23 protein-coding genes and 2 pseudogenes are annotated in these 23,885 nt (G+C 67.0%); 20 read left to right on the top strand and 5 right to left on the bottom strand.

Translation table 11 applies throughout. From position 1 onward, the window contains the following. Nucleotides 1-721: 721 nt before the first annotated feature. The 4 genes and pseudogenes from ACFWSK_RS32150 (at nt 722) to tpg (ending at nt 3,163) form a co-directional block, all read left to right on the top strand. Entirely contained in the window at nt 722-1,021 is a 300-nt protein-coding gene (locus ACFWSK_RS32150) for a hypothetical protein (RefSeq protein ID WP_383793972.1), read from the top strand. A gap of 10 nt (nt 1,022-1,031) precedes the next feature. After that, nucleotides 1,032-1,742 (top strand): hypothetical protein, encoded by a 711-nt coding sequence (locus tag ACFWSK_RS32145; protein ID WP_383793970.1) that lies wholly within the window; start codon nt 1,032-1,034, stop codon nt 1,740-1,742. Between the two features lie 357 nt (nt 1,743-2,099). After that, complete coding sequence (locus ACFWSK_RS32140) at nt 2,100-2,498, top strand: hypothetical protein (protein WP_383793968.1); 399 nt, start codon at nt 2,100-2,102, stop codon at nt 2,496-2,498. Nucleotides 2,499-2,605: 107 nt separating this feature from the next. After that, a pseudogene (gene tpg, locus ACFWSK_RS32135) lies at nt 2,606-3,163 on the top strand (telomere-protecting terminal protein Tpg). A 7-nt stretch (nt 3,164-3,170) separates the two neighbouring features. Here the strand turns inward: tpg and ACFWSK_RS32130 are convergent. Further along, nucleotides 3,171-3,560 carry a hypothetical protein gene (locus tag ACFWSK_RS32130; RefSeq protein ID WP_383793965.1) on the bottom strand — a complete coding sequence of 130 codons (390 nt, stop codon included), beginning with the start codon at nt 3,558-3,560 and terminating at the stop codon, nt 3,171-3,173. A gap of 373 nt (nt 3,561-3,933) precedes the next feature. Between ACFWSK_RS32130 and ACFWSK_RS32125 the strand changes: the two genes are divergently transcribed. From ACFWSK_RS32125 to ACFWSK_RS32115, 3 genes are all read left to right on the top strand, one after another. Then, nucleotides 3,934-4,197, top strand: coding sequence for a hypothetical protein (locus ACFWSK_RS32125; RefSeq protein ID WP_383793963.1), 264 nt, complete (start codon nt 3,934-3,936; stop codon nt 4,195-4,197). 149 nt (nt 4,198-4,346) lie between these two features. Continuing rightward, nucleotides 4,347-4,964: a hypothetical protein gene (locus tag ACFWSK_RS32120; protein ID WP_383793960.1), complete on the top strand. Its 618-nt coding sequence runs from the start codon at nt 4,347-4,349 to the stop codon at nt 4,962-4,964. 277 nt (nt 4,965-5,241) lie between these two features. Continuing rightward, nucleotides 5,242-5,775, top strand: coding sequence for a pyridoxamine 5'-phosphate oxidase family protein (locus ACFWSK_RS32115; RefSeq protein WP_383793957.1), 534 nt, complete (start codon nt 5,242-5,244; stop codon nt 5,773-5,775). Between the two features lie 30 nt (nt 5,776-5,805). Here the strand turns inward: ACFWSK_RS32115 and istB are convergent, their stop codons facing one another. From istB to ACFWSK_RS32100, 3 genes are all read right to left on the bottom strand, one after another. Beyond that, the gene (gene istB / locus ACFWSK_RS32110; RefSeq protein ID WP_383793954.1) at nt 5,806-6,603 is read right to left on the bottom strand and encodes an IS21-like element helper ATPase IstB; all 798 of its coding nucleotides are present in this window, start codon (nt 6,601-6,603) and stop codon (nt 5,806-5,808) included. After that, nucleotides 6,600-8,234: an IS21 family transposase gene (gene istA, locus ACFWSK_RS32105; protein ID WP_383794013.1), complete on the bottom strand. Its 1,635-nt coding sequence runs from the start codon at nt 8,232-8,234 to the stop codon at nt 6,600-6,602. Before istA ends, istB begins: the two co-directional genes overlap by 4 nt. A gap of 525 nt (nt 8,235-8,759) precedes the next feature. Continuing rightward, nucleotides 8,760-9,509: a transposase family protein gene (locus ACFWSK_RS32100; protein ID WP_383793951.1), complete on the bottom strand. Its 750-nt coding sequence runs from the start codon at nt 9,507-9,509 to the stop codon at nt 8,760-8,762. Between the two features lie 200 nt (nt 9,510-9,709). Here ACFWSK_RS32100 and ACFWSK_RS32095 point away from each other — a divergent pair. The 10 genes and pseudogenes from ACFWSK_RS32095 to ACFWSK_RS32050 form a co-directional block, all read left to right on the top strand. Next, nucleotides 9,710-9,870, top strand: a pseudogene (locus ACFWSK_RS32095) (IS5/IS1182 family transposase); the annotation flags it as partial. Nucleotides 9,871-10,020: 150 nt separating this feature from the next. After that, on the top strand, nt 10,021-11,238 hold the full coding sequence (gene ilvA, locus ACFWSK_RS32090) for a threonine ammonia-lyase (protein ID WP_383793948.1): 1,218 nt from the start codon (nt 10,021-10,023) through the stop codon (nt 11,236-11,238). 349 nt (nt 11,239-11,587) lie between these two features. Continuing rightward, nucleotides 11,588-11,863, top strand: coding sequence for a hypothetical protein (locus tag ACFWSK_RS32085; RefSeq protein WP_383793946.1), 276 nt, complete (start codon nt 11,588-11,590; stop codon nt 11,861-11,863). 66 nt (nt 11,864-11,929) lie between these two features. Then, nucleotides 11,930-12,118, top strand: a complete 189-nt coding sequence (locus tag ACFWSK_RS32080; protein ID WP_383793943.1) for a hypothetical protein — start codon at nt 11,930-11,932, stop codon at nt 12,116-12,118. 3 nt (nt 12,119-12,121) lie between these two features. Beyond that, nucleotides 12,122-13,555, top strand: a complete 1,434-nt coding sequence (locus ACFWSK_RS32075) for a Tn3 family transposase (protein WP_383793940.1) — start codon at nt 12,122-12,124, stop codon at nt 13,553-13,555. Further along, complete coding sequence (locus ACFWSK_RS32070; RefSeq protein WP_383793937.1) at nt 13,486-13,899, top strand: Tn3 family transposase; 414 nt, start codon at nt 13,486-13,488, stop codon at nt 13,897-13,899. Before ACFWSK_RS32075 ends, ACFWSK_RS32070 begins: the two co-directional genes overlap by 70 nt. Before the next feature lie 155 nt (nt 13,900-14,054). Next, nucleotides 14,055-14,423 carry a hypothetical protein gene (locus tag ACFWSK_RS32065; RefSeq protein ID WP_383793935.1) on the top strand — a complete coding sequence of 123 codons (369 nt, stop codon included), beginning with the start codon at nt 14,055-14,057 and terminating at the stop codon, nt 14,421-14,423. Between the two features lie 223 nt (nt 14,424-14,646). Beyond that, entirely contained in the window at nt 14,647-17,337 is a 2,691-nt protein-coding gene (locus ACFWSK_RS32060; RefSeq protein ID WP_383793932.1) for a tetratricopeptide repeat protein, read from the top strand. A 191-nt stretch (nt 17,338-17,528) separates the two neighbouring features. Next, the gene (locus ACFWSK_RS32055; protein WP_383794010.1) at nt 17,529-18,200 is read left to right on the top strand and encodes a recombinase family protein; all 672 of its coding nucleotides are present in this window, start codon (nt 17,529-17,531) and stop codon (nt 18,198-18,200) included. Between the two features lie 31 nt (nt 18,201-18,231). Continuing rightward, the gene (locus ACFWSK_RS32050) at nt 18,232-18,930 is read left to right on the top strand and encodes a GPP34 family phosphoprotein (protein WP_383793929.1); all 699 of its coding nucleotides are present in this window, start codon (nt 18,232-18,234) and stop codon (nt 18,928-18,930) included. A 180-nt stretch (nt 18,931-19,110) separates the two neighbouring features. Here ACFWSK_RS32050 and ACFWSK_RS32045 read toward each other — a convergent pair whose 3' ends face one another. After that, entirely contained in the window at nt 19,111-19,422 is a 312-nt protein-coding gene (locus ACFWSK_RS32045; RefSeq protein WP_383793926.1) for a hypothetical protein, read from the bottom strand. A 302-nt stretch (nt 19,423-19,724) separates the two neighbouring features. Between ACFWSK_RS32045 and ACFWSK_RS32040 the strand changes: the two genes are divergently transcribed. From ACFWSK_RS32040 to ACFWSK_RS32030, 3 genes are read left to right on the top strand one after another with little or no spacing between them, the layout of a single operon-like run. Further along, on the top strand, nt 19,725-21,299 hold the full coding sequence (locus ACFWSK_RS32040; RefSeq protein WP_383794007.1) for a Mu transposase C-terminal domain-containing protein: 1,575 nt from the start codon (nt 19,725-19,727) through the stop codon (nt 21,297-21,299). A gap of 3 nt (nt 21,300-21,302) precedes the next feature. Then, on the top strand, nt 21,303-22,082 hold the full coding sequence (locus ACFWSK_RS32035) for an AAA family ATPase (RefSeq protein ID WP_383793923.1): 780 nt from the start codon (nt 21,303-21,305) through the stop codon (nt 22,080-22,082). A 1-nt stretch (nt 22,083) separates the two neighbouring features. Next, nucleotides 22,084-23,310, top strand: coding sequence for a hypothetical protein (locus ACFWSK_RS32030; protein WP_383793921.1), 1,227 nt, complete (start codon nt 22,084-22,086; stop codon nt 23,308-23,310). Nucleotides 23,311-23,885: the final 575 nt, after the last annotated feature.

Below are 23,885 nucleotides of genomic sequence, written 5' to 3'. Positions count from 1 at the left end.
ATGCCTGCCTATGAAGGCACGCGATCGGCTTCACGTGGGAAGGCGCGCCAACGCCTGCCCATATCCCTGTGTGCGCGCAGGTTGGAGCCCAGTAGCAATCAGGGTCGACCGCGGTCTGGTGAGCAGCCCGTCGGTCTGTGATGAAGAGTCTGCACCGCCCGGCGTGATCACGGATAACCGAAGCGGCGCGAAAGTGAGTCAACCCAGGTCAGAGCATGAATCCTGTATGTCCTGACAGGTGAAGAGCAGGACCTATTCTACCGTTTTTACATGAAATACCGCGTAAGAAGGTCTGCCACACGCATCGTTGGCTCTCTGACCTGCGATGTTGGCCGCAGGACGTCAAGAAAAGTCGATGTCCCCCGTGTCACGCTGTCATCCGGTACGTGCTAGGAGACCGTGTCAGTGACCGCAACTCTCTGACCTGCGGCAACGGCCGCCACCTCTCGGATAAAGTCGCACTTCTGTTGGACGAAAACGCGTCGAAAGTGAGCAAGGGAAACGACGAGCTTTCTTTGGCGCGTTGGTGAACTAATGCCTTGACCGACTGTCACTTGTGCCATACCGGCTGGGAAGCTGTGCCCAGCAGTTCATCCGTGTGTAGGGAGCGCCAACTCCCCCTGATCGCACGGCTGGACCAAGAGGTTGGAGCCAAGTAGCACCGTCTGGCGATCTCGTGACTCGATCCCGTGATCGCCGGACGGTGGTTAGGGAGATTCTTATGGGCACCAAGCCCTCCACCACCGCGAAAGCCACGGCAATCGAGCTCGCGTCGTCGAGCATCGACACCAGTCACTCCACGCACGGCCGCTTCGGCATGTCGCATGCCCTCGTGATCAGCGTGTGCATCGCGACGGCGGCGATCCTCACCGAGCGCGGTATGGCTGTCAGCGACACACTGTTCCTCCTCGCGGGCGCCTCCAGCATCGGCGCCGCCGTCGTCCTGCTCGTCGTGACCGGCGGCCGTCGCGCCGGCCGGTTCAGCCGCCTCGTACGCGCCTACTTCACCTCGGGGACCTGAGGTGACCGCTATGGGACGTCGTGAGAACGCACTCGACACCACCGTCCCCGCACGTGCGGAGCTCGCCAGCTTCCTGCGCACCCGAAAGGACACAGCCAACCTTACCCACGAGCAGATCGCCGCACGGACGAACGGCGCAGCGTCTAGGGCAACACTCTGCCGTGCCACGTCCGGTGCCACTGTGCCGCCCTGGCACACCGTCGCCACCTTCGTCGAGGCCACCACCACGGAGATGGAGGAGTTCTTCGAAAGCGCCGAGGTAGCCATGGCCCGCGCCCTGGAGCTATGGATCCGGGCGCGCCGCGCCACCCGAGCGCCGTATTACATCCACAAAGCACCCGACCCGACCCTCATCTGGGACGTGGCCGACTTCAGCAGGGCACTGCGTGCTCAGCACGTGTGGGCGGGCTACCCCACCCCCGGAGAGATGGAGCGCATGGCGGGCCCCGGAGAACTGCCGGGCACGACCATCCGCCGAATCATCAAGGGCAGCACTCTCCCCGTTGACCCCCAGCAGACCCTCGCCTTCCTGAAAGCCTGCTACGTGATCACCCCCGGCGAACACCAACTGTGGCTCGCCGCAGCGCTCCGAGCCTTCCGACGCAGCCCGGAACGCACGAAGGACGTCACGGTCTGGGAGAAGGTGCACGACAAACTGCACACCCAGCTTCACCCCAGCCACGACGCCACGCCCCCGCCCCTTCTCCGCGTAGCCGCCTGACCTCCGACGCTGCGCTCATCGAGCGCAGCGAGAACCGAACTCAAGCGGAAGTCAACAGAGGCAGAAGCCCTCGAACCCTCCAGGTTCGAGGGCTTCCTGCTGAGCTCTGCCGGCCAGGGGCCGACCCGCGTCCCCGGCCCCACACCCGCGCCGGGCACAACCGCAGCATCCGCAGCGCCTGCTCCGGGAACAGCGCCCGGACCCGCCGATCCGTGGGCTCCTCCCGTCAGCACGGACGCCAAACGTTCATGGGGACCCCTCACCGAGAGCCTGGATCTTCCCCGTGACCTGGATCTCGGTGACCGGACCGGCGCCCTGGGACAGCTGAAGATCAGCTCTGCCGCGCACTCCCGGATCGTGTCGGTGCTCAATACCGTCCTGCCCCAACACGAGGCGGGCCTCCTGGTGACCGCCCGGCTGTGGCCGCTGCTCGCCGCCCGGATGCAGCGCATGACGATGGACGGCGCACCCCTCGGGGCGCACCTCGCCCGTCTTCAGCCGGCCGACGCCGCCTGGCGCCAGGGCCCGCCCGCAGAGACCACGGGCCGCCTGCTCCTGGCCACCCATCACGCCTTGACCACACCGCCCGGCGAACCACTGCCGATCAAGCCCCACGTCTCTCCGACCGCGGCAAGGTCCCGCTCCACAACCGCCCCCACCGCCCCCACGGGCAGCCAGGCCCCGTCGGAACCCGCCGTCCCCGCACACCGCCAACAGGCCGTCCCCGCGAAGAGCACCAGCCGCCACAGAGCCTGACCAGCAACCCGGAATCCTTCGGCACGCGCCTGCGGCACAGACGGGCGGCCCTCACCGGCGGCATCCACACCTCAATGGGGTTCTGACGGCGCGTAGCCTCAGCCGCTGTGGGCATCATAGGAGACAGTCTTGACCAGGCCACCGCCCGTACCGCGACCCGCCCGATTCCGAAATCCGCCGGCGCGAGGGTCCGGTTCCTCGTAAAGCAGTTCAAAGGCTCCATCCGGGAGGCGGCCCGGGTGCTGGGGGGTCCCAGCGCACCGTCGAGCGCTACCTCAAAGGCCAGATCCGCCACCCGCTCCCCGACCTCGCCGCCCGCCTGGAGAGCGAAGTCCGCAAGCGCTGGCAACCCCGCATCCGCGACAAAGCCAGAAAGGCAGCCGCGACGTCGACCGGCATCGTCATCGAGACCCGGGCACGCTTCGGCTTCACCGCCGCCCCGGGCACCAGCGACGACGGCCGTACCCGGCTCATCACCCAGCACCTCCCCCCCGCACTACGCCGCCCGCCTCTTCACCGCCCAGGACCAGGGCGCCACCGAGCAGCAGCTCCAGGCGATCGCCGCGGAAGGGCTCCAGGAGGTCTACTTCAGAGACCGCGGCTGCCGCGCCGCCGGCCTCCAGGTCGAGTTCACGGACATCGACTACGTCGAGCTGGAGTTCTGAGCACGGGTCAGTTGCGGTTGATGATCTGCACGCAGGCCGTACGGGAACTGCTCTGGTAGCGGGCGCACAGCTTGCCGTTGTCCATGAGCCGCCCGGGGACAACGGAAGCGACGAGCTGACCGTCGCGGCGGCGGGCGGTAAGCGTGTAGGTCAGGCCACCGGGCTCGGTGATGTGCACCGTCGCCCGCGTACGTTCCCGGGGAGGGTTGGTCCAGGACGTCCAGACTTTGCCGGGGTTGGCGCTGCCCGACTCCCCGGTCGTGGAGATACAGACCTGCGGTCCGGAAAGATGATGCGTGCACGCGGACGCGGCGGCCTGTGCGGGCGCCTGCATCGAGGTGAGCAGTGCGGCGGCGGTGACGCCCACGGCCAGGACGCGGAGGGGCGATCGGCTCATTCCCGGTCAACGAGCAGTACGGCTTGGGGGACTCGGCCGGTGGCGTGGCGGTCTCACCCACCAATTCAGCCGTCTGAATGCGGGAGGCGCGACGTGCGAGCCAACCGGCCTGCACGGGTACGGAGGAAAACGTTCCCGGGATTCGGTAGGCTTGGCGCCCCCGAGCAGTGCTCGGATCCACGCACAGGCGCGGACTGCAGGATCCTGGAGCTCAGTTGGCCCGGGAGGTTCAAAAAAAACCTTTTTCGGCTGACGTCATGACGTCACAACGTCATAGGCGATTCGAGATCTAGTCAGGGCTCACTGCCGAAGAGGTTCTTACCTCTCGCAAGGGGCTCCCGCCATCGGGGCCCCACGGACCCTAAGGCCACGGGTGAACCTGTACATCTCCGCGGAGAACGCACTGCTCTTCGCGGCCGCCTGCGCCGTCGGAGGACTCGTCTACCGCCGTACGAAGAACCAGCAGTCAACCGCGGGGTCAGCCGCGAGCGGTGACCTGCCGACAGCTCTGAGTGCCGCGGCCTTTGCCCTGGCGCTGCTCGCCTTCCTCTTCGGCGCCGGAGACGGCTCCTCCACCGGCGCCGAGCCGCCCTCCCTGAATGAACCGACAACCAGCTCCACCCCGCCCCCACGCTGATGACCGGGCGGGCTGGGGGGCGGCCCGAACCCGACCGCCCCCCAGCCCGTCGTGTCACTCCGCCCCGCGCTGAATCGGGACGTCACGGCCAGGTCTTGTTGCGACCGGCGCTGAGAGTGGACCAAATATCCTGGGTGCAGAATGCACGCATGACAGAAGCATGGGCGGCAATATTTGCCGCGCTGATCGCCGGCGTGCTGACGCTGGTGGGCGGGCATATGGGCTTCCGCGCCGGCCGCCAGCAGGTGAAGGACCAGGCACAGGTTGAGCATGAGCAGTGGCTCCGCGGCCAGCGCCAAGAGGCGTACGCCGACTTTCTCGCTGCGTGGGATGCCGCGTACGCAGCTCTGAAGCAAGAGGTCACCCGCACTGCCGAGCACTGGGAGACGATGGCCAAGAACGACCTGGACGTCGACTTCGACGAAGATGACCTGAAGCACGCTCACGCGGTTGCGGACGTAGCCATGCGACCGATGCGAGCGCCTCAGGAACGCGTGCTCCTGCTTGGTCCCGAACGCGTCGACCGTGCCGTGGAACGTATGGGGCGCGCGTTGCACGTGCTTCAGGACGCATTCGTTGACCACTTGGCGCCCATCGCTGTACCGCGCCCTGCAGTCCTTTGGACAGATGCGGTGGACGCCATGGAAGAGGCGCGGACGGGGATGCTTGCGGTGATGCGGTCGGAGGTGCGCTCAGCACCTGATCTGGCGAAGCCTGCGCGCAGGGCGCTGACTGACCAGGCCGACCCGGCGCGCCTCTCCACCTGACACTGGACCGAGCCGACACGGGAGAACTGAGCTCAAGAACGGGAGCCCGTCGCTGCGGCGACGGGCTCCCGCTAGGTCAGAGGCGCCGCTCGGCCCAGAGGATGAGCAGGCTCACCGCTCCGCTGCCGACACCTGGCTTCGTTCACTTCAAGCGACAGCGTTTGTCGATGACTTGCGGCGGCAGTTGGTGATCAATGGCTGAGGAGCTGTCGACGAGTTATGACGGCACGGCTGATGGCCGTGTCTGCCTTGGCTCTTGAGAGCCAAGGGATGAGGCATGGGATACTCGATCATGCCTGTGACTAACCCGTGGCTGGCTGGCCCGTCGCCGAAGAAGCGGCTCGATCGCGAGCGTCTGGAAGAACGAATACTCAACCTGCTGTCGTCGCAGAACATGTGTGTGCTCGCGACGGCAGGGCGGGAAGGGCCGCTCGCGACGCCGGTGCGGTACTTCCACCTCGACTTCGCGGTGATGTTCAGCACGGCTCCCGGTTCTCCGAAGATGAGGAACCTCGCCGCCGACCCCCGGGTGTCGGTGGGGATCTTCGCCCCGCTGGTCGGGCAGGCCAGCAGCCGAGGGGCTCAGCTCTTCGGGCGGGCTCGCGTGCTGTCTGAGGACGACCCCGATTTCGAGCACTACTGGCCGGCATTCCGCTGGCAGTCCGACCATGTCGAGCGGTCGCGTTCTCTCGACGAACCTCAGTCGGGCCCTCTGGTCGTGATCGAGGCCGAGAGGATCGTCTATACCGAGCACTGGTTGCGGCGCGAGGGTTTCGCGCCGCGTCAGTTCTGGACTAAGCCGGGCCGGTAGTCCGGCAATTCTGATCGATTCTCGGGGCGGTCAGCCGGCCTTGGCGGGTTCCTCGGCCCGGGCTCGGGTGCTGGCGAGGCGGTAGGAGTCGGTGCCGGTCTCGATGATGGTTCCGTTGAAGGTGAGTCGGTCGACGATGGCCGCGCAGAGCCGGGGATCGGTGAAGGTCTTGGTCCAGCCGCCGAAGGATTCGTTGGAGGCGATGGCGACGCTGTTCTTCTCCTCGCGTTCCGTCAGCACCTGGAAGAGCAGTTCGGCGCCGCGGCGGTCCAGTTCCATGTAGCCGAGCTCGTCGATGCAGAGGAGGTCGACGCGGCCGTAGCGGGCGATGGTCTTGTTCAGCTGCTTTTCGTCGGCCGCTTCGACCAGCTCGTTCACGAGATTCGTGGCCAGCGTGTAGCGGACGCGGTAGCCCTTCATGGCGGCCTCGGTGCCCAGGGCGATGAGCATGTGGGACTTGCCCGTGCCGGAGTCGCCGATCAGGCAGAGTGGCTGGCTCTTCTTGATCCATTCACAGCTGGCCAGCGTGTGGATGGTAGCCGCGTCGATGTTGGGGTTCGCGTCGAAGTCGAACGCCCGAAGCGACTTCTCCCGCGGGAAGCCGGCCGCCTTGATCCGCCTCTCCGAACGGCGGCGGGACCGGTCGTCGCACTCGGTCATCAGCAGTTCGGCGAGGAAGCCCCGGTAGGTCATCTGGTCCTTCATCGCCCGGTCGGCGATGTCGGAGAACTCGTTGCGGATCGACGGCAGCCGCAGAAGCCGACAGGCGCTGTCGATGGCAGCGTCGGCGGCCTGCTCGGTCAAGCCTCGCTGGCGGGGCAGGGTCACTGTGCTTCTCCCTCACGGTGGTCGCCGCCGCTGGTGCGGCGGCGTCGGAGCAGTTGGTCATAGGGGGCCACCGAGGGCAGCGGCCTGGTGTCCGCAGGAAGGTGTGCGAGCCGCCACTCGTGCAGGGACGTCACCGTCGCCGACGGTTCGCCAGGAGCCAGCCGGTCCGCTGCGGGGGCGGGCTCGGTCTCCGCCTGGGCGGCTTTGCGGGCTTCCAGAGCGACCGCGTCCGCGGTCATCGCACCGGCTCGCAGGGCCGCAGCCAGGCCGGCGACGACATGCTCATGGGGCAGATGACGCCCCAGCAGGAGTACCTCGATCAGAGCCCGGGTGCCGTCCCGCTCGCCATGCATCTTGCGGGCCTGATCCCACCAGGCGTCGTGGACCGGAGTGAACCTGCCTGCCGAGCGGGCCTGTTCGAGGGCCGTGGAGCCAGGGAAGGCGCCGGGCTTGCGAACCAGGACTTCCAGGTAGTGGTCCAGGTCCAGACGGACAGCACCTTTCGCGATCAACCGTTCGTGCCGGGCGACTTCCATGTTCTGGTCGTAAACCACCAGGTGAGAGGCGTGCAATACGACGCGCACGCGTTTGCCGATCAGCCGGATCGGGACCGAGTAGCGGTTGGTGCGGACCGGGATCTGTCCGTAGCGGTCGACCCGCGGGGTGAACAGCCGGCCCGTCTCGAACGGTTCCTCGGGCAGCGGCATCAGCAGCGGTTGTTCGAGCGCGAAGTACTCCGCGACCGTCTTGGGCCTGGACCCGATGCGGCGGGCGTCGTCCTGCCGGTCCCACTGTTCGACCATCTCGTTCAGCTCGGCGAGCGAGGCGACCTCGGGGACGGGGACGAAGTGGTTGCGTCGGAAGTAGCCGATCATCCCTTCGACTCCGCCCTTCTCGTGGGCGCCTTCGATGCCGGGCCGGCAGTAGAAGCTTTCAATGCCGAAGTGCGAGCGGAAGGCGATCCACCGGTCGGCCTCAACTCTTCCCCGGCTCTGCCCCAGCACCCTGGCGACGGCGGCCTTCAGGTTGTCGTAGCGGACCTTGGTCCGCGGGACCCCGCCCAGAGTCCGTAGCGCGTGGACGTGGCCTTCGAAGAAGGCTTCCTGGCCGCAAGAGGCGAACACGCGGTGGACGGCCTTGCCCGAGTACGACAGCCGGAAGGAAAACAGGTAGCAGGTGACCAGCTCGCCGCCCAGGCGCACGGTCACGTCACCGAAGTCGACCTCGGCTTCGTGACCGGGCTGGTGGGTCTGCGGGACGAATGCCTCCAGCGGTGCCTTGCCGGACTCGACCAGGATCTCGGGCTTCCGGCTGGCGACGTAATAGCGCACGACTCCGTAGGAGACGTCCGCCCCGTGCTCCTCGACCAGCCGGTGGAAGATCCGCGTGACCGTGTGCCGCTGCTTGCGCGGCGCGTCCAGATCCGCCCGCAAAATCTCGTCGATCACCGGCTTGTACGGATCCAGCGTGGTGGCTCGGGGAGGCAGCTTCTTGCGGGGCTCCGGCCAGGACGAGTCCAACGCCTTCCGTACCGTCCGCCACGTCACGCCGTGCTTGCGCTCAAGCTCCCGCATCGACATGCCGCCGCGATGGTCACGCCGGATCGCCGCGTACAGCTCGAACTTCGACATTTGCGGCATGACCAGGACCTTTCACCAGGAGCATCCCGATGCTGCCCTGGCAAGAACCCCAGTGCCTCCCGAACTCATCAACATCACCCGACCGTGGTTCTGGGCGCCTCCCAAACCCGTCGACAAGTGACGTCGCTACTGCTCGATAAAGCCACATGGGGACTCCGAAATCGATCTGAATAGATTTCAGGGGATGTACGTGCGCCCGAAACTGGGCATGTGTCATACGTCACATCTGCCTTTGGTATGCCGCGCCCGTGCTTCCGCCGGTTGAACTGAGCGCGACCTTAAGACACATGGACGTCGGCCGCAGCTCCGCATGACAAGGCCAGCCAAAGCAGTGTCTCCGCAGCTCAGACGGGCATCGGGCTCGCAGATGAGTAACCAGGCGCTAACTAGGGCTAACTAGTTCCAGAAAGTTCTAGCCCGTATTGCTCTTTGTCGGCTGGAAATCAACGGCGGAACCGTTGGCCGATGAAGGGATAGCAGCGGCCCTTCCGCGCCGACGGCAATCACTGAGCTTCTTCAGCGTTGCAGCTCCAGTGTGAGGACGGCCTTGGCGATTGACGTCATGCGGTTGGGACTGCATCGGGACCTGCGGAAGATCCGCCAGGACTTCAGGCGGGCGACGCCGCGTTCGACGGGTGCCCGTGTGGCGGCCAGGGCACGGTTGCGGGTCTTCTCAGTGGGGGGCAGTTCCTGCAGGGGCCTGCGTTTGATGCCCGTGGTCAGCCACGGACCGGCGCCCTGGTAGGCGAGATCGGCCACGATGGGAACGCCCTGGCGCTCGCAGATTCGGATGATCCGGTGGGTGCGGGCGGCGGTCACGTCGTGAGTGCGGCCCGGCAGGGCGGGCGAGAGCCACAGCAGCCGGCCGCCGGGATCGGTGACGACCTGCACGTTCACGCCGTGGCGCCGGTGCTTGTGGGAGTAGTCGGCCCGGCCGTCGCCGACCCGGTCGCACTCGGCGAGGGTTCCGTCGAGCAGGACGAAGTCGGGATCATGCTCGCGCAGCGTCCTCAGCAGACCCGGCGCACGCGCGGCGAGCAGGTCGACGACCGCGCTGATGTAGGCATGGGCGGTGGACTCGCTGATCCCGAACCCGGCGGCGATCTTCACCAAAGTGGTGTGCTCGCGCAGGTACACCAGTGCCACCATCGCGCGCTGGGACGGACGGAGCTTGCAGCGCCGGTCGCCCTCACGGGTGACGATCAGCATGGTGACCCACTCCACGAGTGCGTGCGGCAGGTCGATTGCGGCAGGATGGACGACCAACGAGGCCCCCGAGCAACGTGATTGAGACGTCAGACATCTCGATCAACAGCCCGGGGGCCTCGCTCGTTGCGCTTCACGGCCATCACCCGGTCGGTGGCCAACTCGAAGAAGCTCAGTGAGCCCATTCCAACCTGACGCCCTTGTCTGTCAGTTGGACTGACAACTTGGTGAAGCCCCTGGTAGATGGGTATTCGACCAATCGGACTGTCAACCGGTCCCACGCAAAGATTCGGGCCCTCGTCGAGCAGGCCGTCGCCACCCTCACGTACTGGCGTCTCCTTCGCAAGCTGCGGTGCTCGACCACACGGATCACCACCCTCATCCGGGCCGTCCTCATCTTCATCTGACCGGCACAGAGTGAGGATGGAAAATACCCACTGATGGACGTGCCCGGCAGCGGCGCGTGGTGGGCATATAGCCGATGTGGGACTGGGTTGGGGTCTATCTTTGAATGGGCTGGATGGAGCAACGCCGAAGTGAGCACGGACCGACGCCGGTGTAAACAAGGCCTATGACAACACGAAGCGATGTGACCGAAGCTCGGGAGACCCTCAAGGATGTCCTCAAACTCACTCCTCTGCTACATTCTCACGCACTTACGGAGCACCTGGGGGGAGAAGTCTTTTTGAAGTTGGAAAATTTGCAGCACACTGGCTCATTTAAGGCGCGAGGAGCCTATTGGCGAATGCATCGGCTAACTCGGAAAGAGCGCTCCCGCGGGGTGGTGACCGCTAGCGCTGGAAACCACGCCCAGGGGGTCGCCCTCGCCGCCCGTAAGCTCCAAATCAACGCCACCGTCGTCATGCCAAAAACCGTCGCACTGCCCAAGAAGGTCGCGACTGAGCACTACTTGGGGGAATATGGGAAAACTGAATTGGAAGGAGAGACGGTAGCTGAAGCCATTCACGAAGCACAGAAGATTGCAAAGCGAAGTGGCCGTATTTACATCCCCCCATACGACCATAAGGACATCATCGCTGGTCAGGGAACTGTAGGGCTAGAGATCGCCGAACAGTGTTCGGGGGTGAAGACCGTCGTGGTGCCGGTTGGCGGCGGTGGCCTTGCCGCCGGGATTGCAGTAGCACTGGCAGATCACGTGTCCGCCCCTAAGGTTGTCGGGGTGCAGGCTGAGGCCTGCGCGCCCTACCCGGGGTCGCTAGAGGCGGGCAAGCCGGTCCCGGTCGCAAAGGGCGTCACCATCGCTGACGGAATCGCCGTGACCGAGCCGGGAAAAATGCCTTTCAAAATCCTGAAGGAGCACGGAGTCCCTGTGCTTACCGTCACGGAAAACACCCTGTATAGCGCACTCATCATGTGTCTGGAGCGGAGTAAACAACTAGTCGAGCCTGCCGGCGTGGCTGCGTTCGGGGCGCTTCTGCAACACAACGACAAACATATGTTTGAACCACCGGTGGTAGTGGTCCTGTCTGGTGGCAACATCGACACGCTGCTGCTATCCCATCTGCTGCGGCATGGCATGCCCGCAGCTGGGCGCGCTCTCGCATTCCGTTGCCGTCTGGCGGATAAGCCGGGTTCGCTCGCTAAACTTCTGTCGGAAATGGGCGAACTGGACGCGAACCTCATTGACGTGAGACCCGAGCGCGTCGCACAACGCTTGCTATTCCATCACGCGGATGTGCTTGTGCATCTTGAGACTAAGGATGAAGAGCACCGCGATAAGATCATCAAACACATGCGCGAAAACAATTACAATTTCGATCTCGTTTAAGCTCGCGCCAGTGAGCTCTTTCCAACCTCCCGTGCCCGTGCTGGCTGCAGTTGGGAGTACAGACAGGTGAAGCCCCTGGTAGATGGGTTTTCGACCAAGAGAACCATCTCCACCAGAGGCCAGGCATGGTTGTCTACCCGTCCGGCGTCGACGTGTCCAGCTCGACCCTGCGCTTCCTCGTCGCCCGGCTATGGAGAAATCCTGGAGACGATCTTGAAATAGCGGCCTCGGGGCACCACCGGAGACCGACACACCCCGATGCTCTGACCTGCATCTTTGACATAAGTCTTAGGTCGACGATCCTACAGGGCCTAATTCGGGACGACGAGGTCGGGGTTTCCTGCGCGGTATGGACGCCCACACCTTGGACCTGACGGGCCTGCCGGCGGAGCGGCGCCGGTTCCTGGCGGCGGTGGGGCGTCGGCTGACCGCTCAGTCGCTGGATAGGCGCGAGCCGCAGCGGCGGCATCCGATCCTTTTGACGGTGCTCTCGCAGTCGGCCGCCGATGTGTTGGACGAGGTCATCGGCCTGTTCGACCAGGCCGTCTCGGCGAGGGAGAGCCGGGCGCGCATCAAGATGCGTGATGCGCTGGCGGCCCGCGCCGCTGCCGGGGAAGGACGGTAGGCGCTGCTGGACGAGATCCTGCCGGTCCTGGTCGACATCGGGATCGAGGACGAGATGGTCGGCTCTGTGCTGCGGAACACCATCGGCATGGAAAGGCTGCGGGCCGCGCTCGCCCAGGCCACCGGCAGGTTGCCACGCGACAACGGTCATCTGGCGATGCTGGACAACTCCTACTCCTACCTGCGGCAGTTCACCCCGGACGTGCTGAAGGCGATCAGCTTCACCGGCGGTACGGGCTCCGAGGCCCTCATCTAGGCCGTGGCGATCCTGAAGAAGCTGAACGCGGACGGGGCCCGGAAGGTCCCTGACCACGCGCCGACGGACTTCGTGCCTGCCAAGTGGGCCGGTTACCTGGAGCAAGCAGCCAGGGACCGGGACGTCACCGCGTACCGGCACTTCTGGGAGCTGACGGTGCTGCTGGTCCTGCGCGACGGGCTGCGCAGCGGGGACGTGTACGTGCCGTCCTCGCGCCGGTACGCCGACCCTGCCTCGTACCTGTTCACGCCCGCGCAGTGGGAAGGGCAGCGGGAGCAGTTCTGCCAGCTGGTCGGCAAGCCGACCGACGCCCGGCTCGCGCTGGAGGCGTGCAGGGAGGAGCTGGGGGCCGCGATGGGCGACCTGGAGAAGGTGCTGGGCAACCGGAAGGCGGGTACCGGTGAGGTGCGGCTGTCGCCGGCCGGGGAGCTGATCATCCCGCCGCTGTCGGCGGAGGACATCCCGGCCGAGGCCGCCGAGCTGAAGGAAGAGCTCTCGGAGCTATTGCCGCTGGCCCCGATCGCCTCGCTGCTGGTCGAGCCCGACCGCCGCACCGGCTTCCTGGACTGCTTCACGCACGCCGGCGGCAAGCAGACTCGATCGCCGGAGCTCAAGCGGAACCTGCTGGCGGTGCTGATCGCGAACGCGACGAATCTGGGCCTGGTGCGGATGGCGGAGGCGTGCGGGATCTCCTACGACATCCTGGCCTGGAGCCAGGAGTGGTACGTCCGTGAGGAGACGCTGGCGGCGGCGAACGCCGCGGTCGTCAACTACCACCACCGCCTGCCGCTGACCCAGGTGTTCGGTGGCGGCACGCTGTCGTCCTCGGACGGGCAGCGGTTCCCGGTGAAGGGCAAGTCGACGACCGCGCGGGCGATGAAGAAGTACTTCGCCGGTCAGGGTCTGTCGACGTACACGCACGTCTCGGACCAGCACACGACGTTCGGTACGAAGGTGATCGTGGTGACGCGCCGGGAGGCTCACTACGTGCTGGACGAGATCATGGGCAACAAGACCGATCTGCCGATCACCGAGCACGCCACGGATACGCATGGCGTGACGCTGGTCAACTTTGCGCTGTTCGACCTGGTGGGCATGCAGCTCTCGCCGCGCATCCGGGACCTGGGGAAGATCACCCTGTACCGGATGGGCCCGCAGCGCGACGTCAACAGCCTCTGGCCGGTGGCGGGACCGCTGCTCACCCAGAAGATCAACATGGGGCTGATCGAGGAGAACTGGGACGATCTGCTGCGGCTGGCGGGATCGATCAAGTTCGGGCACGCCACCGCCTCACTGATCGTCGGCAAACTGTCCGCCTCCTCCCGGCAGAACACCCTCGCCGCGGCGCTGAAGGAGTACGGGGCGCTTTGCCGCACGGTCTACGCCGCCCGCTATCTGGCGGCGAGACCTACCGCAGGAGGATCGCCCGGCAGCTGAACAAGGGCGAGTCCCTGCACTCGCTTCGCCGCAGCCTGCTGTACGCGCACGAGGGTGCGATCCGCCACCGCCACCTGGCAGCCCAGACCGAGCAGGCGTGGTGCCTGACGTTGCTGACCAACTCGGTGGTGACCTGGACGACGGAGTACTACGGCCTGGCCATCGCGCAGATGCGCGCCGAGGGCCGCGCGGTCGACGACGAACTCCTCGCACACATCTCACCTGCCCACAGCGAGAACGTGAACTTTTTCGGCACGATCGCCGTGGAAGTCGACACCGAGCTCGCCAAGCTTGACCCGGCCGGCTACCGGCCGCTGCGGCCCCGCCGCCCGGAAGATGCCTGACGGCTGTCCCAGCGGTAACGCATACACGCTCCCACCGTCCGCGAGTGAAGGCCGTCGAAACCGATGGCCGCGGCTATGCATTCTTGCTATCAGTGAAGGCCCTACGCAACGCTGTGGGCTGACGAACTGTCGGGGATGAGCGGGGAGGGGTGGGCGTGTCACAAGGTTGGAAGATCACGGCCATGGTGACTGCGGTGGCTGGCATCGTGTCGACACCGCTGGTCTGGCTGCTGGACAGCCCGGATACCGGCCAGCTGGTCGGCGCCTCGGTCCAGGCCGCCACCGGCATCGTGGCACTGGTCTGGGCGCTGTTACAGCCACCGCCTGCACCAGCCCCAGCTCCGGGACCGGTGGACGTGGCCGTCAACACCGGAAAGGCAAAGGCAACCGGCGGCGGCACGGCCCACACCGGCGTGCGGCGCCCCGGCGGCGCGGGAACCGGGTCGGCGAAGGCAGAGCGGACAGGAGACGCCACGGCCGAGGGCCCCGGCAGCACCGCTGCAACCGGCATCGACTACACCTGAACCAGGACGGGGGCACGCGATGAAGCGGGAAAAGCGCAAGCCAGCGCCGGAGCCCGGGCAGGAACCCCGGATCCAGGTCGCGGACACTGGTGATGCACTGGCTAATGGCGGCGCCACAGCGGTCACCGGCTACCAAGGGACGCCGAGTGCAAGCGGTTTACCACCAGGAACCGTATCGGTATCCCAGACGGGAATTGCGAACGCAGCCCCGGGCAGCGCAGCCGTGACCGGGTACGTCGCCGGAGACGTCAAGGTTGAGTACCGTGCTGCGCCGCGAACTCCGGCGCCCCGGCCGCACCAGGTCGGTGTCATTCCTCGTAAAGCGGCGGCCTTCCAGGAACGAGACGAGACCGACCAGCTGCGGGCCGCAGTGACTAACAGCGGCACCGCGGTGCTGTGCCAGGTGCTACGCGGCACCGGCGGCGTCGGCAAGACCCAGCTCGCCGCCCACTACGCGCGGCAGGCGTGGACTGGGGGCGAACTGAATGTGCTGGTCTGGGTCAGCGCCAGCAGCCGCCCCGCCATCGTCTCCGCATACGCCCAGGCTGCCGAAGAACTCCTCGCCCTCGAACCTGGTGACCCCGAGCGATCCGCACAGGCGTTCCTGAGCTGGCTTGAACCCAAGCCGCCAGGATCCGGGCCCGTGTGCCGATGGCTGATCGTCCTGGACGATGTCGCCAACCCCGCTGACGTGACCGGGCTGTGGCCGACGAAGAACCCGTACGGCCGCACCGTGGTCACCACGCGCCGCCGCGATGTCGCTCTGCCTGGACAGCGGATCGACCTCGGGGTATTCACTCCGGATCAGGCAGTCGCCTACCTGGCTGACTTCTTCGCCGAGCACGCACGGCACGATGACCCGGACGAGATCCGTGCGCTGGCGCAGGACCTTGGCTACCTGCCGCTAGCCCTCTCGCAGGCCGCTGCCTACATCGTCGATGCCGGCATTTCCGTCGGCTGCTCGCGATGTACCCACCAGCAGTGCCCCAGCTACCGCCGTCGGCTCGCCGACCGCGCAACCAGCCTCGCCGGCATGCTGCCCGAACTCGGCACGCTGCCGGACGACCAGGACACCACCGTGGCCGCTGCGTGGTCGCTGTCGATCGAACGTGCTGACAACCTCAGCCCCGCCGGTCTCGCCCGCCCCGCGCTTCAGCTCACTGCCATGCTGGATCCGAATGGCATTCCCCAGAGCGTCCTGACCAGTGGGCCTGCCCGGACCTACCTTGCTCAGCACCGTGCCCAGGCCGTAGCCGAGCAGAGCACCACGGCTGAAGTGACGGAGCTAGACGCGTGGGGCGCACTCCGTGCTCTGCACCGTCTGAGCCTCATCGACCACGATCCCGACTCTCCACAGCAGTCCGTGCGCATTCACCAGCTCATCCAACGCGCCACCCGCGACGCTCTCAGTCCTCAGAACCGTGACCAGACCGCCCGCGCCGCTGCTGACGCCCTACTCGAGGACTGGCCCGACCCCCACCTCCCGCTGGCTCAGACCCTGAGAGCCAACGCACAAGCCGTCATTCACTGCGCTGGAGACGCCCTATTCAGCGGGAGTAAGCACCATCACCTGGGTATGCACGTTGGCGTTAGCTTGAGCGAGGCGGGCCAGTTCACCGCTGCCGCGAACCACTTCCAGGATCTGGTGGACAGGGCTCGGGCATCTCTCGGTCCGGACCACCCTGAGACCCTGGCTGCTCGGGACAGGCTTGCCGCGAACCAAGGACATGCTGGCGATGCACGCGGTGCGGTAGAGGATCTGGCTGAGCTTCTGACCGACCGGCTGCGGATCCAAGGACCCGACCATCCCAACACTCTGAACACTCGCACCGGTTTTGCTCGATGGCGGGGCGAGGCTGGAGACGCGGCCGGAGCTGCCGAGGCTTTCGCCGAGCTTCTCTCCGACCAACTGCGGATCCACGGACCCGACCACCCAAGCACTCTGAACACTCGCACCGGCCTTGCTCAATGGCGGGGCAGGGCTGGAGACGCGGCCGGAGCTGCCGAGGCCCTGGCCGAACTGCTCACCGACCAACTGCGGATCCAAGGACCCGACCATTCCGACACCCTGGAAACTCGCCACAAGCTCGCGGAATGGCGCGGGCACGCGGGGGATGCCGCCGGAGCTGCCGAGGCTTTGGCCGAGCTTGTGACAGACCGGGTTCGGGCTCTCGGCCCTGACCACCCCTCGACCCTGAGCGATCGGTCCTGCTTGGCCCGCTGGCGGGGCGAGGCTGGAGACGCAGCGGGAGCTGCGGAGGCTTTCGCCGAGCTTCTGACCGACCGGCTGCGGATACAAGGACCCGACCACCCCTCGACCCTGAGCGATCGGTCCTGCTTGGCCCGCTGGCGGGGCGGGGCTGGAGACGCAGCGGGAGCTGCGGAGGCTTTCGCCGAGCTTCTGACCGACCGGCTGCGGATACAAGGACCCGATCACCCAAGCACTTTGCGGGCCCGCCTTGGGATGGCCGTCTGGTGGGGCGAGGCTGACGCGGCCGGAGCTGCCGAGGCCCTGGCCGAGCTACTCACCGACTACCTGAGGGTCCAGGGGCCCGACCATCCAGAGACCTTGGAGGCCCGCTATTGGCTGGCCCGCTGGCGGGGCGAGGCTGGAGACGCGGCCGGAGCTGCCGAGGCCCTGGCCGAATTGCTCACCGACCACCTGCGGGTTCAGGGGCCCGACCACACCGACATGTTGAGTACGCAGCGCGAGCTTGCTTACTGGATGGCCATTCGGCGGGGCGAGGCTGGAGACCCGGTCGGAGCTGCCAAGGCTCTGGCCGCACTACTGGTCGACCGGCTGCAAAAGCATCGGCCCGACGATCTCGACACTCTGAAACTGAAGAACCAGATCGCCCACTGGCGGAGGCGGGGCTCGATAGAAGCAGTTGCTCATCTATCGACCGATTCTTGAGCAAGATCGGCAAGTGGCGGCGCACGGCCGGATCGACACTGGAGCATGCCCATAAAACGGTGTCAGAAAGTCGATTTGCTCAGGAACTTGAAGAGCACCCTTTTCTGTACGATCTGGCGGGTGCAGCCACCACAGGACGACGACACCGCCGATCTCCTCGCCCCCATTCCGGCCGCAGGGACCGCGGCCTCGTGGGATACGCACGCGTGTCCACCAAGGGACAGTTGCTCGACCGCCAGATCCATGCACTCAACCAAGCGGGCTGCATCCGGATCTTCGCCGGCAAGAAGTCCGGCAAGACCGCCGAACGCGAGGAACTGTGGAAGACCCTCGATTTCCTCCGCGAGGGCGATACGCTCGTCGTCCCGTCGCTGGACCGGCTCGGCCGCTCCATCCAGGACCTCATCGCGATTGTGTCCGGCCTGCGCAAGCGCGGCATCGGATTCACCTCGCTGCACGAGGCGCTCGACACGACCACGCCGGGCGGTCGCCTTGTCTTCCACGTGTTCGCGGCCCTGGCGGAGTTCATCCGCGAACTCATCGTCCAGGGCACCAACGAGGGCCTGGACGCCGCCCGCGCCCGTGGCGCCCGCCTCGGCCGGCCGCCGGCCATGACCGACGAGCAGGCCCGCCACGCCCGCGACCTGCTCGCCCGACCGCAGAACACCGTCACCTCGATCGCGAAGCTCCTCGGCGTCTCCCGCAACACCATCTACAACTACGTGCCCGAACTCAAAGGCGGCGGCCGGAGCGCCCTCGCAGGGGCGACGACTGCCCCGGCGCGAGGCGCTGGACGCCTGAGGACACCGAAATCCCGCCGCCCCCGGGAACGGGCGGCCCGTTCCCGGCGTCGGAAGGGGTAACGGGGTAACCGAGTGAAGGGGGAGCCGGCGCATGTCGGTCACGCTGGGCGAGGAAATCATGCTGCTTTCGCTGGACGACGCGTCCGGAGTGGCGAAGGAGCGGCAGTCCGCCGGCTGGGCCGTCGCGGGCGGGATCGTCCTCGAACTCGTCCTGGCCGGTCGCGTCTCGGTGGACGGCGAGCGGCTGACGGTCACGGACGCGTCGCCCACCGGCACCGCGCTGCTCGACGAACGGCTCGGGCTGATCCATGCCTGGGCCTCGGCGAAGCGCAGGCCGCCCAAGGTCACGGACTGGCTGACCAAGGATCACGGCAAGGCCGTCGGCGCGACCATCGACAGCCTGCGCGCCCGCGGCCTCGTGAGCGAGGAGCAGCGCAAGGTGCTCGGTCTGTTCCCGGTGCGCCGGTTCCCCGAGGCCGACGGGGCGACCGAGCGTGAACTGCGCGGTCGGCTCGCCGCGGTCGTCCTCGAGCGCGCCGCCCCGGACGACCGTACGGCCGGTCTCGTCGCCCTGATCCATGCCGCGAAGCTGCACCGCCTCGCCTTCCCCGACCTGGCGGGGAAAGAGGTCTCCCCGCGCATGGCGGAGATCGCGGACGGCCAGTGGGCCGGTGAGAGTGTCCGGACCGCGATCCGTACCATGCAGGCCGCGATGGTGGCGGTCACCGTGGCGACCACCGTCACCGTGATTGCGACACCGCGGGTGATTGTCACTGGGGTGCTGCGGTAGTTGTCATCGGGGGTGGGGTGTCGTTCGTGCTGGTCGGGGGTGGGTTGGCTCCTGGTGGTGACATTCTGGTGCGGTGTGTTCGGTGTCATCGGTGTGTGTTGTTGCTGGACAGCGGGGTGCGGTGTCTATGGGGTGGGTCGGCCGGCGTCCGGGGTTGGGGGTGGCCGTTGTTGTCCGGTCTCAGAACCCGGCCATCGACTTGTCGAGTACTCCGCCTGTCGCGCCGTACAGGCTGCACTTTGGGGAGTGTCCGGATCTTCTTCGGAGTGTGAAGCCGAGCAGGAAGAAGGCGAGGAAGAGCCCTCCTTCGACCGCGGCGACGACTGGGTTGTAGATGAAGTACACGAAAGCGGCGATGCCCAGCCAGACCACGATGGGCAGCATCGAGCCCCGGAGAACCGTGCCGAAGCTGACGGGCGCGACCCCGTCCGGCAGCACGCGTTCGTTCCACAGGTCGATGTGGTGGCGCGTCACGCAGTGCTCGTCAGTCATGCCCTGATCAGATCACTCCCGCACTGATTGGTGTGGCGGCAGTCAGAAACCGGGCTGCCAGGGGTGCGTGAGCTGGGTCTGGGGGTGGTTGTGCTTGTACCGCAGGCCGCGGGTCGGTGTCTCCTTTTCGCGGTTTTTGGGGTTGTGGCCCGTTTTTTGGCGGTGTCATTGGGATGGTTCGTTTTGTTGGCCGGGTCGGGTCCGGGGTGGTGGTGCGGGTGGCTGCGTTGCCGGATGGCGATGTGCTGGTCGGTGGGGTGCTGCCGTCCGGGGCGGGGCGTGAGGGCGCGGTGGTCCGTCTGATGGCGTTGGATGCCCAGGGTGGGTTGACGTCGGCTCATGTGCGTTTGGTGGCGTCGGCGCTCGGCGTTTCGGTCCGCACGGTGCGCCGTTGGGTTGAGGCGGCCCGTAGGGAGGGCCGGACGGGGCCTTTGTCGCGGGCGCATTTCGCGGTCACTCCTCACGTGCGGGGGCTTTTGGCGGTGTGGGGCGGGAACGTGGCCGCGGTGCACCGTGAACTGGTTGCTGAGGCCCGGGCGGCCGGGGACCCGGAGGCGGTGCCGTCGTTGGCGACGTTGCAGCGGGCGGTGGCGCGCGATCTGTCGGCGGGGGAGCGGGCGGGTCTGCGTGGGGGTGAGGCAGCCAGGCGTCGGTATGACGTCTACGGGAAGCGCCCGCCCACGCACCGGAACGCGTGCTGGGAGGGTGATCACAAGCGGATCCCGGTGCGGGTGGACTTGGAAGGTTCCGCGGTGTGTCCGTGGGTGACGTGGTTCATCGATGTCGCGACGAAGGCGATCGTCGGAGTAGCGCTCACCCCACATCAGCCCGCTCGGGACGCGGTCCTGGCCGCGCTGCGCACGGGTATCAGCAGGCAGGATCCGTACGGCCCGTTCGGTGGCCTGCCGGGGGTGGTGCGGGTGGACCGGGGCAAGGAGTTCTTGTGCCGGACGGTGGAGCGTGCTCTGGGCGCCTTCGCGGTTCCGGTGGATGGTCTGCCGGCGTACAAGCCGTACCGCAAGGGCACCGTCGAGGCCCTTAACGGTGCGGTGGAGGAGATGCTGCTGGTCTCCCTGCCGGGCTATACGCATCGTGCTCGCCCGGCGGAGGCGTACCGGCCGGATGCGGTGGAGGACTTGCTGCCATATCCGGACTTCGTGAAGGTGCTGCTGGACTGGGTGGAGTGGTGGAACACCGAGCATCATCCGGAGGGTCTTGACGACGGGCTGACGCCGTTGGCGGCGTGGGAGGCGGATCCGACGCCGGTCGAGAACGTCGCAGAGGAGCGGCTGGTGTTCTTCGCGCTGGAGGACGACGGCCGGCAACGGAAGATCACGACGAAGGGGATCAGCTGGCGACGCCGCTTCTACGTGGGGGAGTGGATGGCCGGGAAGGTCGGCATGAAGGTCCGGCTGCGGTATCTGCCGCATTACGACGGGCAGATCGAGGTCTTTGCCACCGAGGAGTGGGGCCGGTATCTGGGCACCGCCTACCTTGCGGAGGCGGCAACGTTGGAGCAGCGCCGGGCGCTGAGTTCGGTCAGGGAGAAGAAGGCCCGGCAGCTGAAGGCGGATCTGAAGGCGGCGGAGAAGCTGCGCCGGAGCCGGTATACGGCCACGACTACGGCTGCTGCGCCTCGTCCGCGGCGCACGGTGACTTCCTCTGAGGCTCAGGCGGAGATCGTCCGGTCCAGGGGTGTGGATCTGGCGGCGCGGGCGCTGCCGGACTTGATCCCTCCCCGTGAGCCTCCGGCTTCCTGGGCGCGTCCGGTTGTCCGTCCGCGCCGGCCGGCCGGCCCGCAGACGGACGCCGGGCAGGCAGGCGACGGCGGGCCGTCTGGAGGGGCTGATGTGCGTGACGACAGCGGGGAGCGTTGAGCGATGGTGACTGCTGAGCGACAGGGCCGGCTGCCCCGGGAGCGGGAGGACCACTTCATGCGCTTGCCGGGCGCGCAGGTGGTCTCCACGCGTGCCCTGCTGATGGTGCGGGAGAACATCCGTGCCGCGATCGAAGCCAGAGCCATGATCTGTATCTACGGGCAGGCGGGCCGGGGCAAGTCGCTGGCGGTGAACACCTCGCTGCGCGAGCTCGCGCCGAAGCTGACGCGCCGGATCCAGTTCCGGGCCCGCCCTTCGACCCGAGACCTGCGCCACGAGCTGTTCCACGCTCTCGGCCTGCAGGGCCGCCCGCCGGCGCAGCCGATCGAGTTCGACCGGATGCTGCGCGGCGCTCTGGAGGAGACACACGTCCTGGTCTGTGACGAGGCGCAGTGGCTGTCGAAGATGTGCTTCGAATACCTGCGCTACCTGTGGGATGACACCGGCTCGGACCTCACGATCATCTTCACTGGCGGCGACGGCTGCTTCGAGATGCTGCAGAGCGAGCCGATGCTGGAGTCCCGCGTGTACGCGTGGCAGGAGATCGACCCCATGCCGCTGGACGAGGTCCTCACCGTCATCCCGGCGTTCCACCCCGTCTGGGCGGACGCGGACCCGGACCTGATCGCCATATGTGATCAGGAAGCGGCTCACGGGAACTTCCGGGCCTGGGCGAAGATCACCCATCACCTCGCCGTCGGGATGAAAGAGTCCGGACGGACCCTGGACGAGGATCTGTTGCGGTGGTCCTACAGCAAGCTGAGCCACCGCCTGGTGGTCTGACATGCTGGACTGCCCGAACCCTCCGCCCGTCACGGTGGTCTTGGACCCGTACGACGACGTGGTCCACACCCGGGCAGCCCTGGCATCCCACGCCCCGCAGCACGGACGCCTCACCGTGCACCCCACCCCGGGGACCGACGCCGCCATCGCGCTCGCCTACGACGTCCTCGCGGCCTTGGGCAAGCCCGTGCCCCTGGCCGGCTACCGCCCACTCGATGCGGGCCCGGCCTGGTTGATCGCGGCTGCCTGGATCCTGGCCACCCCCATCACCCACCTCACCCTGCTGCGCGCCCACCTGCTCACCCCGCACCGCTTCAGAGACCTTCTGGCCTTGCGCAGGCGCACCGGGGTGCGCCTGATTCTTGTCTGCCACCACCGGGCCATGCGGGCGTTCCTGGAGCGCGAACTGCGGCAGGTGGAACACAGCATCGCCGAGGCCTCTGCCTTGCTGCCCGAGGCCGAACCGGCCTCTCTGGAGCGCCAGGCATCTCGGGCGGGTCGGCCGTTGGCGAACCGCTGGATCAGCCTGCCCGCGCTGACCACCCTCAAGGCCCTCGACGACGCAACCGACCCTTGCCAGTGTGCCGCGCCGATGGCGGCGGACCAGGACTTCTTCCCTCCGGTGATGCCACCGGCCACCGAGACCGAGGTCGCGTGGCGGCTACACCGTGCGACGGCGCACCCGCATCTGGCTGCCCAGCTCGCCACGGCCGCGTTCACCGCCGCTTCCACCACCCAGCTCAATACGGTGCACGTCCGCGATCTGGGCGCGGACGCCTCCACGGTCACGCTCCACGACCACGGGCTGCGCAGAGGCTGCATGACCCACTCCGTTCCCGCCTGGGCCCGCCCTCTGCTGAGGGCATCAGCGTTCCTCTGGCGCCTTGGAGAGGGCACCAGCGGAGCACTCTTCAGCGATCCGCTGGGAAGCGAGGGTCTACCGTCCCTGACGACTTTTGCCGAGCACTGCAAGCTCCGGCCGCCTCAACCGCCGCGCCCCAAGCCACGTCGTGGCCGGCGCGGGAGGACGTCGAGCGTGAAGGAGCAGGAAAAGACCATCTGGCCCGTGTGCGCCGCTCACCTCCGGCTCTCGTTGGCCGGAGCTGAACTCGATCTGATGCAGGGCTGCCCGTACCCGCCTCCCCACACCCGGAAGACCATCGAACGACGGAAGAAGGGATGGCTGCCACCGGACTACGGACTGCGCGAGCTTCGCCACCTGTGCTGAGAACCAGTGAATCCGCAGCCCCAGCCTTTCGCCCCGCCCCCGGTCGGCACCCCTCCGGACAGTGCTCCAGGGTGGCATTGGTTTCTGCCATCGATACATGCTGCATCAGTTTGATACAGGGGACGATGCGGACTGGTTCCAGAGGTCAGTCACCCCACTTCTCGAACCACCCTCACCCCAACCCCCGAAGGCCCGGCGTCCAGCCGGGGACACAGGAACAGTGCGTGACACACACTCAACTTCTCGAACCACCCCCTCCCACAATCACAGCCAGCCAGGCCCGCGCCAGCGGGCCCTAAGGGACTGGAGGCGCAGCCGGAAGGACCGTTGAGGCGGGGGAGCGCAGCGGACCCGCCGGCCCCGGGTTGAAGCGAAGCGGAAACCCGGACATCGGGGCGAAGCCCCGCAGCCCTGGGAGCGCAGCGGACAGGGCGTCACCTCCGGCGCGCAGCACCAGAGGTGAGTGGCACGCGCAGCGTGCCACCAGCGCTCCCGCGGAGCGGGAGCGCAACCACCGCGCGCAGCGCGGTGGTTCGCTTGCCCATCGCGCAGCGATGGGGTACCCGTGTCTCTTC

It is taken from the genome of Streptomyces sp. NPDC058620, from assembly GCF_042717135.1.
In the GTDB taxonomy this organism is placed as follows: domain Bacteria; phylum Actinomycetota; class Actinomycetes; order Streptomycetales; family Streptomycetaceae; genus Streptomyces.
Note: the sequence above shows the minus strand (reverse complement) of the source record. Positions and strands in the feature narration are given on the sequence as shown.

What these genes read in the sequence shown, in the direction of transcription:
- ACFWSK_RS32050 (WP_383793929.1), top strand. Translation starts at nt 18,232, where the DNA reads ATGTCGGTCACGCTGGGCGAGGAAATCATGCTGCTTTCGCTGGACGAC.
- ACFWSK_RS32150 (WP_383793972.1), top strand. Translation starts at nt 722, where the DNA reads ATGGGCACCAAGCCCTCCACCACCGCGAAAGCCACGGCAATCGAGCTC.
- ilvA (WP_383793948.1), top strand. Translation starts at nt 10,021, where the DNA reads ATGACAACACGAAGCGATGTGACCGAAGCTCGGGAGACCCTCAAGGAT.
- ACFWSK_RS32045 (WP_383793926.1), bottom strand. Translation starts at nt 19,422, where the DNA reads ATGACTGACGAGCACTGCGTGACGCGCCACCACATCGACCTGTGGAAC.
- ACFWSK_RS32120 (WP_383793960.1), top strand. Translation starts at nt 4,347, where the DNA reads ATGACAGAAGCATGGGCGGCAATATTTGCCGCGCTGATCGCCGGCGTG.
- ACFWSK_RS32030 (WP_383793921.1), top strand. Translation starts at nt 22,084, where the DNA reads ATGCTGGACTGCCCGAACCCTCCGCCCGTCACGGTGGTCTTGGACCCG.
- istA (WP_383794013.1), bottom strand. Translation starts at nt 8,234, where the DNA reads ATGTCGAAGTTCGAGCTGTACGCGGCGATCCGGCGTGACCATCGCGGC.
- ACFWSK_RS32035 (WP_383793923.1), top strand. Translation starts at nt 21,303, where the DNA reads ATGGTGACTGCTGAGCGACAGGGCCGGCTGCCCCGGGAGCGGGAGGAC.
- ACFWSK_RS32115 (WP_383793957.1), top strand. Translation starts at nt 5,242, where the DNA reads ATGGGATACTCGATCATGCCTGTGACTAACCCGTGGCTGGCTGGCCCG.
- ACFWSK_RS32130 (WP_383793965.1), bottom strand. Translation starts at nt 3,560, where the DNA reads ATGAGCCGATCGCCCCTCCGCGTCCTGGCCGTGGGCGTCACCGCCGCC.
- ACFWSK_RS32085 (WP_383793946.1), top strand. Translation starts at nt 11,588, where the DNA reads ATGGACGCCCACACCTTGGACCTGACGGGCCTGCCGGCGGAGCGGCGC.
- ACFWSK_RS32145 (WP_383793970.1), top strand. Translation starts at nt 1,032, where the DNA reads ATGGGACGTCGTGAGAACGCACTCGACACCACCGTCCCCGCACGTGCG.
- ACFWSK_RS32040 (WP_383794007.1), top strand. Translation starts at nt 19,725, where the DNA reads ATGGCGTTGGATGCCCAGGGTGGGTTGACGTCGGCTCATGTGCGTTTG.